Source organism: Fundidesulfovibrio putealis DSM 16056 (assembly GCF_000429325.1).
Classification (GTDB): domain Bacteria; phylum Desulfobacterota; class Desulfovibrionia; order Desulfovibrionales; family Desulfovibrionaceae; genus Fundidesulfovibrio; species Fundidesulfovibrio putealis.
The window spans coordinates 176508-189356 of the sequence record NZ_AUBQ01000012.1 but is presented as its reverse complement, the minus strand read 5'-3'; the positions used below and the strand labels follow the sequence as shown (position 1 = coordinate 189356).

At 63.9% G+C, this 12849-nt stretch carries 8 protein-coding genes; 7 read left to right on the top strand and 1 reads right to left on the bottom strand.

Annotated features, from left to right (window positions below):
- Positions 1-157 precede the first annotated feature (157 nt).
- From G453_RS23255 to G453_RS0109645, 7 genes are all read left to right on the top strand, one after another.
- Positions 158-1303 (top strand): efflux RND transporter periplasmic adaptor subunit, encoded by a 1146-nt coding sequence (locus G453_RS23255; protein WP_169725312.1) that lies wholly within the window; start codon positions 158-160, stop codon positions 1301-1303.
- Entirely contained in the window at positions 1300-4380 is a 3081-nt protein-coding gene (locus G453_RS0109670) for an efflux RND transporter permease subunit (RefSeq protein WP_027190909.1), read from the top strand. The genes G453_RS23255 and G453_RS0109670 overlap by 4 nt, the downstream gene beginning before the upstream one ends.
- Before the next feature lie 197 nt (positions 4381-4577).
- Positions 4578-5519 (top strand): delta(1)-pyrroline-2-carboxylate reductase family protein, encoded by a 942-nt coding sequence (locus G453_RS0109665; RefSeq protein WP_027190908.1) that lies wholly within the window; start codon positions 4578-4580, stop codon positions 5517-5519.
- Between the two features lie 183 nt (positions 5520-5702).
- Positions 5703-7388 carry an energy-dependent translational throttle protein EttA gene (gene ettA, locus G453_RS0109660; RefSeq protein ID WP_027190907.1) on the top strand — a complete coding sequence of 562 codons (1686 nt, stop codon included), beginning with the start codon at positions 5703-5705 and terminating at the stop codon, positions 7386-7388.
- Positions 7389-7803: 415 nt separating this feature from the next.
- Positions 7804-8520: a DUF6125 family protein gene (locus G453_RS0109655; RefSeq protein ID WP_043645273.1), complete on the top strand. Its 717-nt coding sequence runs from the start codon at positions 7804-7806 to the stop codon at positions 8518-8520.
- 7 nt (positions 8521-8527) lie between these two features.
- On the top strand, positions 8528-10102 hold the full coding sequence (locus G453_RS0109650; protein ID WP_027190905.1) for a sigma-54 interaction domain-containing protein: 1575 nt from the start codon (positions 8528-8530) through the stop codon (positions 10100-10102).
- Between the two features lie 123 nt (positions 10103-10225).
- Positions 10226-10564 (top strand): hypothetical protein, encoded by a 339-nt coding sequence (locus tag G453_RS0109645; RefSeq protein ID WP_027190904.1) that lies wholly within the window; start codon positions 10226-10228, stop codon positions 10562-10564.
- Positions 10565-11101: 537 nt separating this feature from the next.
- Here the strand turns inward: G453_RS0109645 and G453_RS0109635 are convergent.
- Entirely contained in the window at positions 11102-12718 is a 1617-nt protein-coding gene (locus tag G453_RS0109635) for an FAD-dependent oxidoreductase (RefSeq protein ID WP_027190903.1), read from the bottom strand.
- Positions 12719-12849 lie beyond the last annotated feature (131 nt).

Genomic DNA, 12849 nt, shown 5'->3' with positions numbered 1-12849 from the left:
CCGTGTCGGATATGAGGATGCGGGGCGCTGTTGGGTGACTCTAGTAGCTTGGGCGGGAGAGGAGCACAAGTCCCGCGAGGGGAAAACCCTCTCCGCTTTACGCATGTGGCCAAAAAGGATAAGAAACGGAAATGCAGAATTCTTTGGGGCGCATGTGGTGAAAATCGTTTTCATTGTCGTCATGGCGGCCATCCTGCTGCTGGGTTGCGAGAAAAAGAAGGACGCCCCGCCTGTTCGCCCGGTTCCGGTACGTGTGGTCAAAGCCGAACAGCGCGACGCCCCCATCACCGTGAGCGGCGTGGGAAACGTGGTCGCGGCGCGCACCGTGGCCGTGCAGCCCCAGGTGACCGGCAAGCTTCAGTCCCTGCATTTCCTGGAAGGGGCGCTGGTGCGCGAGGGGCAGTTGCTGGCCCGGCTCGACATGCAGCCCTTCGAGGCCAGGCTAAGCGAGGCCAGGGGCGCGCTGAACCGCGACTGGGCCAAGGCCGGACAGGCCGGGCGCGACTACCTGCGCTACAAGGACCTCATCCGCCAGCAGGTTGTCAGCCAGGACGAATACGAGCAGCGCCGCACGGACTTCGAATCCGGCTGGCAGCAGGTCAAGGCCGACCAGGGGGCAGTGGAAACGGCTCGCATCAACCTGGAATATTGCACCATCCTCTCGCCGGTAACCGGAGTGACCGGGTATCAGCAGGTCAAGCCAGGCAACACGGTCAGCGCCTACCAGTCCACGCTGGTCACCATCAACCAGGTCCAGCCCGTGCTGGTTCGCTTCTCGGTCAGCGAAGCGGAACTCGCCCTGGTGCGCCGCTATTACGGCAAGGAAACCATCCAGACCACTGTGCGCGTCCCCAAGGAGGAGCAGGACCTCAAGGAGCGGGGGACCCTGACGGCCATCGACAACGCCGTGGACCCCCAGACCGGCATGATCATGCTCCAGGCCCAGTTCGGGAACCAGTCCCTGGGCCTGTGGCCCGGCCAGTTCGTGAACGTTGTGGCCACACTGGCCGTGGACAAGGGCCGCACCGTGATCCCCTACGACGCGGTGATGACCCGCCAGGACGGCTCCTTCGTGTTCGTGGTCACGGACAAATCCACGGCCGAGCTGCGAAAGGTCGTCACCGGCCGAAACGTGGGCAAGAAGGACGTCGTGGTGCTTGAAGGGCTTTCTCCGGGCGAGACCGTGATCATCGACGGGATCATTCAGGTGGCTCCGGGCGGCCCGGTGACGATCAGGCAGGAGCAAAGCCAGCCTGAGCCTGCTGCGGCCCCGGAGCAGGGCGCTTCCGGTAAGCCTCAATGACCGACATCTTCATTAAGCGCCCCATCGCCACGGCGCTCATCACCTTCGGCCTGATCTTTTTGGGGCTGACGGCCTACAAGTCGCTGCCGGTGTCCGAGATGCCGGCCATCGACTTCCCCACCATCCAGGTGTCCGCCAACCTGCCCGGCGCGGACCCGGAGACCATGGCCTCCTCCGTGGCCACGCCCCTGGAAAAACAGCTGGCCACCATTTCCGGCATCACCTCCATGAACTCGGTGAACACCCTGGGCCAGACCAGCATCACCTTGCAGTTCGAACTGAACCGCAACATCGACGGCGCGGGCTCCGACGTACAGACCGCCATCTCGGCGGCCACGGGCTACCTGCCGCCCAACCTCCCCAACCCGCCCACCTACCAGAAGGTGAACCCCGCCGACGTCCCCGTGTTGTACATCGGCATGCGCTCGGCCACGCTGCCGCTGTACAAGCTGACGGAGTTCGCCAAGACCTTCGTGTCCCAGCGCATCTCCATGTCCTCTGGCGTGGCCCAGGTGATAATCTACGGCGACCAGACCTACTCCCCGCGTATCCGCCTGGACCCGGACAAGCTGGCCGCCTACAACCTGTCCATCAACCAGGTGGCCGAGGCCATCCAGTCCGAGAACGTGAACCTGCCCACGGGCTCGCTCTACGGCCAGGTGAAGCTCTTCACCATCAAGGCCCGGGGCATGCTCATGAACGCCAAGCACTACCTGAACCAGATAGTTGCCTGGCGCGGCTCCAAGCCCATCCGTATAAGCGACGTGGGCACCGCCGTGAACTCCACGATAAACGACAAGAACGCCTCCTTCCACAACCAGCAGCCCTCGCTGACCATCGCGGTCAGGCGCCAGCCCGGCACCAACACCATAAAAGTGGTGGACGACATCAAGGCCCTCCTTCCGTCCATCCAGGCAACGCTTCCCCAGTCTGTGGAGTTCGAGGTCATGTTCGACCGCTCCCAGACCATCCGGGAGTCCGTGGAGGACGTGAAGCTCACCATGGGGCTGGCCGTGTCCCTGGTGGTCGTGGTGGTGTTCCTGTTCCTGAAGAACATCCGGGCCACCATCATCGCGAGCCTTGCGCTCCCGGCGGCGCTTGTCGGCACGTTCGCCATCATGAAGGAGATGGGGTTCTCCCTTGATAACCTCTCGCTCATGGCGCTCACGCTGGCCGTGGGCTTCATCGTGGACGACGCCATCGTCATGCTGGAAAATATCGTGCGCCACATGGAGATGGGAAAGCCGCCCATGATGGCCTCGCTGGAGGGCGCGCGCCAGATTGGCTTCACCATCGTGTCCATGACGCTCTCGCTGGCCGTGGTGTTCGTGCCCATCATGTTCATGGCGGGCATTCTGGGTCGCATCCTGAACGAACTGGCCGTAACCATCACCATCGCCATCCTGGTGTCCGGATTCGTCACCCTGTCGTTCACGCCCATGCTATGCAGCCAGTTTCTGCGCCACGGCTCCGTGGGGCACTCGGGCAAGGTGTTCAAGTTCGTGGAGGGGCTCTACGAAACGAGCCTGCGCTTCGTGCTGCGCCACCGCTTCGCCACCCTCATGGCAAGCTTCGGGATTCTCGCGCTGACGCTGTGGCTCTTCACCAAGGTGCCCACCGGCTTCATCCCCACCACGGACACCGGTTTCATCTTCGGGTACGCCCAGGCCGAGCAGAGCGCCTCCTTCGAGACCATGAAGACCCGCCTGCTGGACGTGTCCGGGCGCATCTCGCCCAACCCCAACGTGCACAAGGTGGTGGGCATCGTGGGCGTGGGCGGCCCCAACACCTCCATGAACAACGCCGCCTTCTTCACGCTGGTGAAGCCCGCCTCGCAACGCGAGGACGACATCGACTCCGTGCTGAACCAGCTTCGCGGCGCGGTCTCCGGGGTGAGCAACCTGCGCGCCTTCATGTTCAACCCCCCGGCCATCCAGATCGGCGGCCGCAGCACGCGCGCGCTCTACCAGTTCACCATCCTCTCGCCCGAGGTGGAGAAGCTCTACGCCGCCGCGCGCGACATGGAACTGAAGATGCGCACACTGCCGCAGCTTCGCGACGTGAACTCCGACATGCAGATCGACGGACCCCAGGTGCGCCTGAACATCGACCGCGACAAGGCCGCCAGCTTCGGCATCTCGGCCAAGGCCATCGAGACCGCCCTGTGGTCGGCCTATGGCGCGCGCCAGATATCCAACGTCTACGCCACCACGGACACCTACCGCGTGGTCATCGAGGTGGAGCCGCAGTTCCAGACCGACCCGGGCATGCTCTCCAAGCTCTACGTGCAGCCGGACCTGGAGAACAACAAAGACAAGAACAAGGACAAGCTGGTCCCCCTGGACAACCTGGTGGAAATCGAGGAGACGGTGGGGCCGATCACCGTCAATCACACCGGACAGCTCACCAGCGTGACCATCTCCTTCAACACCGCCCCGGGCTATTCCCTGGGGCAGGCGGTCCGCGCCATCGAGGATCTTGCGGCCAAGGAGCTGCCCGGCGAGGTGAGCCACACCTTCGAGGGCCAGGCCACAGCCTTCAAGGAATCTGCGGCCAGCGTGCCCTTCCTGCTGCTCCTGGCCATCGTGGTCATCTACATCATCCTTGGCGTGCTCTACGAGAGCTTCATCCATCCCATCACCATCCTGTCCGGGCTGCCCTCGGCTGCCCTGGGTGGACTCATCACGCTGCTCATCTTCGGGCGCGAGCTGGACCTCTACGGCTTCGTGGGCATCATCATGCTGATCGGCATCGTGAAGAAGAACGCCATCATGGTCATCGACTTCGCCATCGAGAGCGAGAAGACCGGCAAGAGCGCCTATGACGCCGCCTTCGAGGGGTGTCTCACGCGTTTCAGGCCCATCATGATGACGACAGTGGCCGCCATCGCGGGCATCATGCCCATCGCCATGGCTTACGGGGCGGGCGGCGGGGCGCGCCAGCCGCTGGGGCTGGCCGTGGCCGGAGGGCTGGTGATCTCCCAGGTGGTGACGCTGTTCCTGACTCCGGTGATGTATACGTACCTGGACGAGTTGCAGAACTGGATGAAGCGCCGCTACGAAAGGGGCGAGGCGTAACGGGAGTGATGCGTGTGGGTGTTGCGGTGTCGCCTTCTCCTGAAATGGCCAGGAGAGATGGGCGTGGAAGAAGCCTCCGGCGGCCAAAGGGCTTCGCCCTTGTGGAATCCCCTGTGGGGTGCGTCGTAGGGAGGGCTTGATGCAGTGTGCGGATTATTTCTCTCGCTAAGTAACTCAAAATAAAAACAGGTATTGTCGTGAAAGTATATGATGCGGCGGCCACTGCCGCCCTGTTGCCCTATGTCCCCTTGAGCGAGGAAATTGCGGGCGTCCTTGCCGCGAAGAGCAGAGGCGAATTGAACGTGCCCGAGCGGTTGAGTCTGCCATTGCCGGGCGGCGGGGTGCTGTTGGTGATGCCCGCAACTGATGGGGTGCTGGCCGTCACCAAGCTGATAACGGTCAGCCCCGGAAATCCCGCCCTGGGTTTGCCGCTCATCCAGGGCGAGGTGGACGTGATGCGCGCCGCCACGGGCGAGCGCCTGGGGCTTTTGGACGGCCCGGAGGTCACGGCCCGGCGCACTGCTGGCGCGTCGCTCCTGGCGGCGGAGCTGCTGGCTCCTGAGCCGCAGGGGCCGCTTCTGGTGATCGGCTCCGGGGTGCAGGCCTTGTCGCACTCCATGGCCTTCCACGCGGGCCTGGGCGTGCAGGAGCTGTTCGTCTGCGCGCGGGATGGCGCGAAGGCCGAAGCCCTGGCCGAGCGCCTGCGCGGGGCGGGCGTCCCGGCGCGGAGTGTGGCGCGACCTGAAGACGTGTTGGACCGGGCCACGCTCATCGTCACGGCCACCAACAGCCCGACGCCGGTCATTCCTGAAACTGTGCGCGATGACGTATTCATAGCGGCAATCGGGTCCTTCAGCCCGGAGCGGGCTGAAATCCCGGCGTCCCTGGTCCGCCGTTGCCGCCTGTTCACGGACAGCCTGGAGGGCGCGCGCACCGAAGCCGGAGACCTCCTCCTGGCAGGCGTTGACTGGGCGGAGGTCACGCCGCTGGAACAGATGTGCATCGCGCGGAGCAGCCATGGCTGCCCAGGAAGGCCGGGAGATGTCGCGCTTGCGCATCAAGGCCCTGTGCTCTACAAGGCCGTGGGCTGCGCTGCGCTTGATCTTGCCGCCGCACGGCTGGCTTGTCAAAGAGGCTAGAGCATCGCAGTCTTGAACAATCCTGGCCTATGATCTATGGCCATCCCGCCAGATAAGCTGATGGGAAGCAGGCGGAGCAGGGTGCGTCGCCCTGGTCACGGTTATTGATGGTCGAATTTCATGTGTGAGATTTGCAGTGTATTTTGTCGTCGCTGATCATTTTGACTCCATATAGAAGGTAGTATGAGCAACGAACCCAACAAGATCATCTATTCCATGATCAAGGTTTCCAAGTTTCACGACAAGAAACCAATCCTTTCAAATATTTCGCTGTCCTACTTCTACGGCGCGAAGATCGGCGTGCTGGGCATGAACGGCTCGGGCAAGTCCACGCTCCTGAAGATCCTGGCCGGGGTGGACAAGGATTTCCAGGGCGAAACCGTACTCGCGCCGGGTTACACCATCGGCTATCTGGAGCAGGAGCCCCAGCTCGACGAAACCAGGACCGTCCGCGAGATCGTGGAGGAGGGCGTGGCCGAGACCATGGCCCTGGTCAAGGAGTTCGAGGAGATCAACGCCAGATTCGCAGAGCCCATGGACGACGACGAGATGAACGCCCTCATCGAGCGCCAGGGCCAGGTGCAGGAGAAGCTGGACGCCGTCAACGCCTGGGACATCGACTCGCGCCTGGACATGGCCATGGACGCCCTGCGCTGTCCGCCGCCCGACACCCTGGTCAAGGTGATCTCCGGCGGCGAGAAGCGCCGCGTGGCACTGTGCCGCCTGCTGCTCAAGCAGCCCGACATCCTGCTGCTGGACGAACCCACCAACCACCTGGACGCCGAGACCGTGGCCTGGCTGGAGCACCATCTGCACAGCTATCCCGGCACCATCATCGCCGTCACCCACGACCGCTACTTCCTGGACAATGTGGCGGGCTGGATTCTGGAGCTGGACCGGGGCCGGGGCATTCCCTGGAAGGGCAACTACTCTTCCTGGCTTGAGCAGAAGCAGGACCGCCTGAAGAACGAGGAAAAGGCCGAGGACGAGCGCCGCAAGACACTGGAACGCGAGCTCGAGTGGATCAGGATGAACCCCAAGGGCCGCCACGCCAAGAGCAAGGCCCGCGTCAGCGCTTACGAGGCCCTGGCCGCCCAGGACGCCGACAAGGTTTCCAAGGATCTGGAAATATTCATCCCCGCAGGTCCCCGCCTGGGCAACAAGGTCATCGAGGTCGAGCACGTGTGCAAGGCCTTCGGCGACAACATGCTGGTGGACGACCTCAACTTCATCGTCCCGCCCGGAGCGATCGTCGGCATCATCGGCCCCAACGGCGCGGGCAAGTCCACCTTGTTCCGGATGATCACCGGCGTCGAGAAGCCCGACTGCGGTGAGCTCAAGCTCGGTGAGACCGTGGTGTTGGCCCACGTGGACCAGTCCCGCGACGCGCTCAAGCCCGACATGAGCGTCTGGGAGGCCATCAGCGAAGGCAAGGACACCATCCCCCTGGGCAAGCGCGAGGTGAACTCGCGCGCCTACGTGTCCCGCTTCGGCATGACCGGCCCTGATCAGCAGAAGAAGGTCGGCGTGCTCTCCGGCGGTGAGCGCAACCGCGTGTTCCTGGCCCGCATGCTCAAAAGCGGCGCCAACGTCATCCTTCTGGACGAACCTACCAACGACCTGGACGTGAACACCATGCGCGCCCTGGAAGACGCGTTGGTGAACTTTGCGGGCTGCGCGCTCATCATCAGCCACGACCGCTGGTTCCTGGACCGCGTGGCCACGCATATCCTGGCTTTCGAGGGCGATTCCAAGGCCCTCTGGTTCGACGGCAACTACTCCGAGTACGAGGCCGACCGGAAGGAGCGCCTGGGCAAGGAGGCCGACCAGCCCCACAGGATCAAGTACCGCAAGTTCAGTCGCGCTTAAGAGATATGTTTGCGCAGGCGCCTGGGGCGTTGTCCCCAGGCCCCTGCCAGGGCTCTGCCCTGGACCCGCAAGGGGGGAAGTCCCCCCTGGACCCGGCTTTCCGCTTCGCGTCGTGTGCGTGGGGTATTGAGTTTCATTGCTGCGGCTGAAGGCTGTTCCGTTCGGGTCCTGGCGGGTGGGCTAGAACCGATTTGAAGACGATTCGTCGCCCACCCGCCAGAACCCGCTCGTGACAACCTTCAGCCATAGCCGCTACCACGTTCTGGCGCGTGGAATGCGAAGCTGCCAACCTGTACACGGTGTGCTGGTGACCGCTGCGCTTACGAACACCATTGCGAAGCGGAGAGGGTGTGCAGAGGGCGAAGCCCTTTGCCCGCCGGAGGCATATTCGTCTTTTCTTCCTGGAGGTCTGCCAGTGGACGCTGACGACGACACCACCGCCCTTGCTGCCGCCGCCCTTGAGCAAATCCGCCTCATGTCCGTCCACTACGGCCTCTGGTTCTCGGAGACCGTCCACCAGTTCGGGCTGGACGCCGCGCTCCAGGCCGAAAGCCGCGCTGGCGACCTGACCTGCGACATGGCCTTGAAACGCCTTTCCAACGCGTCAAATCCCTTCGCGAATCTCAGCAAAGATCAGCTTGAAACGTTTCTGGATACGTTCAGCAAACTCTGGCTCGGCATGGACGGAGTGTGGTTCCAGGCCGTGGAATCCCTGGAGGGCATGGACGGGGCCAAACGGGTGAACGACACCTGCTGGGCGCGATTCGCCCCGCTGGAGGCCGTTCGCCTGAAGGCCATGCTGAAGCTCCCTGAACACGGCGGACTTGATGCGCTGGAAGAAGCTCTGAAGTGGCGCATGAACAGCCGCGTGAACGAGGTGGCGATCACTCGTGAATCGGATTCGTTGATGTTCCGGGTGCTCACCTGTCGGGTGCAGGCCGCCCGCCGCCGCAAGGGCCTTGAGGATTATCCTTGCAAATCCGCCGGGGTGACCGAATACCGGGGGTTCGCCCGGCACGTGGACGCGCGCATCCGCACCGAATGTCTGGCCTGTCCGCCGGACGATCTTGCCCCGGACGAGTTCTGTTCCTGGCGCTTCACCCTGGAGAAAGACCAGTCCGACGGACAATGAGGCCTCCATGCTCGACAAGCTGTTGCAGTATACCCGCGCCATATTCGAGGACCTGGACACCAAGGCTCTTCAGCGCCGCTTCCTGGACGGGCTGCTGGCGGCCCAGAACGTGGAGCGCGGCTCGCTGTGGGTGAAGCGGGGCGGCGTCATCGCCTGCATCGAGGCCGCAGGCGAGCAGAGCGATCAGATCCTGGGTGTGGAGATCCCCGCCGACAAACCGAGCGTGGTGGGCTGGGTGATCGAAAACGCCCGCATGACCATCGCCGAGCCCGTCAAGGACCCCCGCCACTACAAGGAGATGGAGGACGGGCTGGAGGCCAAGAGCACGCTCATCCTGTGCTATCCGCTGGTGCTGCGCGACGGCACGGTCTACGGCGCGGTGGAGCTGATCGACACCTCGTCGCGGGGCAGCCGCCTCAACCTGCGCGCAGACTTCCTGGAACTGCTGGAGCATCTGGTGGCCGTTGGGGCCATCGCGCTTGGGCAGGCCCTGGCCTTCGACAACCTCGGGCGCGAGTGCCGGGGCTTGAAGTCCGCGCTGGAGCGTTTTCGCGGCCAGCCGCCGCTGGTGGGGCGCTCCCAGGTGGTGCGAGACGCCTTCAAGAAGGCCTGCTCCTACGCCCGCACAGATTATCCCGTGCTCATTACCGGCGAATCCGGCACCGGCAAGGAGCTTTTCGCCCAGGCGGTTCATCAGGCCAGCACGCGAAAGGACAAGCCGTTTTTCGTGCAGAACTGCTCGGCCATCCCTGAGACTCTTCTTGAGAGCGAACTGTTCGGCTACAAGAAAGGAGCCTTCACCGGCGCGGACCGCGACAAGGCCGGGCTGTTCGAGAACGCCGATGGCGGCACGGTCTTCCTGGACGAGATAGGCGACATGGCTCCGGCGCTTCAGGCCAAGATCCTGCGCCTCATCCAGAACAGCGAGGTCAAGCCGCTGGGCGGGGCCGCCACCCGCACCGTGGACGTTCGCATCGTCTCGGCCACCAACAAGGACCTGCGCCAGGCCATCGAAGAAGGCGAGTTCCGCGAGGACCTCTTCTACCGCCTGAACGTTTTGCCCCTGGAGTTGCCGCCGCTGCGCGAACGCGCCGAGGACATCCCCGAACTGCTGGACTACTTCATCCGGCGCGACTGCCTGCGCCTGGGGCTCCCCCCGAAGCGCATCGCCGCTCCGGCGCGCGCCCGGCTCCAGGGATACGCCTGGAAGGGCAACATCCGGGAGATGGAGAACCTGGTGAAGTATATCCTCACCGTGACCGAGGGCGACGTCATCGAAGAGCGCGACCTGCCTGCCCACATCGTGGGGGAGCAGGCTGGCTGTGCGCCGCGCGCCGGGTCAAGGCAGGCCGGGGCCGGGGCGGACACGCCGCAGGATTTCCCGGACGCTCCCGACGTTCCCGGTGCACCGGGCTGCGGACTCGGGCTCTCCGGCATGACCTGGGACCAGCTGGAACGCGCCTACACCCTGGAACTGTTGGAGAAACACAAGTGGAACATCACCAAGGCCGCTTCCAGCGCCGGGGTGAACAGGTCAACGTTCGATTCCCGCCTGAAGAAACTGGGCATCACCAAGGAGTGAGGCCGCTCGTTCGCCTGCCGAAAAGAAAGTGTGTAACCGTTGTTCGCATCCGGCGGACTTCATGGTGACTGTCCTGGCCGGAAACGGCTAGCGCAGCCGTCACGAACAACAAGGAGCACACTCATGAATCTCGCCAAACGCGGTCTATCAGCCTTATTCAGCCTGACCCTGGCGGTCGCCTTTCTTGCGGGCGGCCTGTCTTCGGACGCCCAGGCCTACAAGCGCCAGTCCACTGTGACCGGGGCGGACGGCAAGACCGCAACCCGGGAAGTGAACGCCAATCGCACCGCCACCGGGTACGAGCGCTCCTCGTCCACCACCGGCCCTGGCGGGAAATCCGCGAGTTCGGAATCCTCCGGCAATTACGACAAGGCCACCAACACCTGGACCAAGGACAAGTCCGTCACCGGTCCCGGCGGCAAGACCAAAAGCTGGCAGAAGTCGACCACAGTCACCAAGTAATCAGGGAGCTGGCGGAAGGCCGGAAGGGTCTGTCGCGTACGTGCGTGCTGCCTTGGCGAGTCCGGGGCAGCACGCCAGGGGAAAAAGGCAGGACTGTCGGAACACTGGTTTCGGACCCTTGTCTTTCGCTTGACACAAGGTGCGTTTGCGTCGCAGGAGGACATCATTAGGAAGTGTTGTCTCCACGGATCAGGGCACGATGCATGGCCCGGCCATGCTGGTGGATCTGGGAAGACGTATGACAACATTCGCCTGCACGGGAAGTTCCAGCGTGCGCAGAGGGCGAACGCCCTCTTCCGACAATGGCTCAAGCCGTACTGGTACTGATATGAACTGGCAGGGAGCCTGCCTCCCGCCAGAATCCCTCATGAGTCCCGGAGAGAATAGATATGGAAGCTGATTACGACGTCGTTTGCGCAATCGTGGCGATTCCCCTGTGCCTGGCTCTGCTTGCGCTGCTCGCCCTTCGCGAGGCGGGCGCGGCACTGAGCGCCTGCCGGTGTAGGGTGTGCGGCAGGCCGTAAGGCTCCTCGCGCTTCAGGGGTGCTCCCTGGCCATATCCTCGAAGATCTTCAGCGCAGCCGTGCCCCCCTGGCCCACAGCCGTGATGATCTGGCGCACGCCGCCGGTCACGTCGCCCGCCGCGTACACGCGGGGCACGTTGGTGCGCATGTCTGAGTCCACCACGATGTTGCCCTCCGGGGTGAGGACGCAGCCCAGGCGTGCGGCCACCTCGGAGTTGGGGGTCTCGCCGATGGCGATGAACACGCCGTCCGTGGGGATATCCTTCACCTCGCCGGTAGTCACGGACCGCGCTCGCACGGCGGTCACCTTCACGTCTCCCAGGATGGCCTCCACCACGCAGTTCAGGTGCAGGGGGATGTTCTCGCGTTCGACGGAATCCACCAGATGTTTCTCCGCCCGGAACTCCCCGCGCCGGTGCACCAGGGCCACGTTCACGCCCAGGTTCTTGAGATACAACGCGTCGGTGAGCGCCGTGTTGCCGCCCCCCACCACCAGCACGGTGCGCCCTTTGTAGAGATACCCGTCGCAGGTGGCGCAATAGTTCACGCCGTGGCCGAAGTATTCGGTCTCGCCGGGGACTTCCAGCTTGCGCCACTTGGCCCCGGTGGCGATCAGCAAAACTTTGGCCTTGATGGTGATGGACGCCGTGGCCGCCGTGACCCCCGCTTCTCCCGCGCTCAGGCTGACGGGCTCCTCGGGAAGAATCTCGCAGTACTGGCGCGCCTGCGCCGCCATGACCTCCATGAGGGCCAGGCCCGGAATGTTGGAGAAACCCGGGTAGTTCTCCACCACCGGGGTCACGGCAACCTGTCCGCCGATGGTGTCCTTCTCCAGGATGAGCGTCTTCAGGCCTGCGCGCCCGGCGTAGATTCCGGCAGTCAGCCCGGCTGGGCCAGCGCCCAGGATCAGGCAGTCCACGCTGACGGTTTCGCCGGGCTGATGCTTGGGGGCCAGAAGCTCGGCCTGCATGTCTTTCAACGTGACGAGCTCCATGGCGAAGCGGGTCTCCGGCTCCAGGCCGAGCACGGTCAGCTTCTCGTTGAAGACGGTGTGGGGCACGCTGCCCACGTTGTAGCGCTGGGCAAGCTCCACCATCTGCCCCGTCTCCACGCACCAGACGCTCACAAGGTCGGGGCGTTCCACGGCGCAACGGAAGGCGTTGACCGCCTGGGGCGGGCAGTAGGGACAGGTGGGGGAGGCGAACACCTTGACGGTGCGCTCCTCGTCCAGGGCTTTCAGGATGTCCTTGGTGGCGTCGGTGAGCCCCGATTCCCGTTGGGAGACCATCAGCAGTGCCGCAAGGAAGCTGCGTCCTTCCTCGCCCATGGGCGCGCCCACGAACCGAATGCGGTAGCGCTCCGGCTCCAGGAGCACCGTGGGCGAGTAGGTGACACCCCACTTCCTGGCGTCGTCGTCTCCGATGCGGTGCTGGTGCAGGATGATCTTGTCGCAGACACGGGCGATATCGGTGCTGAAGCGCCGCAGGTATTCGTTGAACACGTCTCCGGTTCCGGGCAGGGTGAAGATGTGCAGATTTACCGGGTGGAGCATGTCCACGAAGAGGGCTTTCAGCTGCTCCCGGCTTTTTTCCGGCAGGAACCAGTCCTGTTCGGGGGGGGGGGCTGGCATGTCCGAAACCTCCTGCTCATTCTGGCCGAATAATTTTTTGAGGATGTTCATATGTATGCCTTCCATACACGCATTCGCTGCGTTTGCTCAACTCCCTTTTCTTTTTCCCGCCCTGCGGGTAGAGAATGACG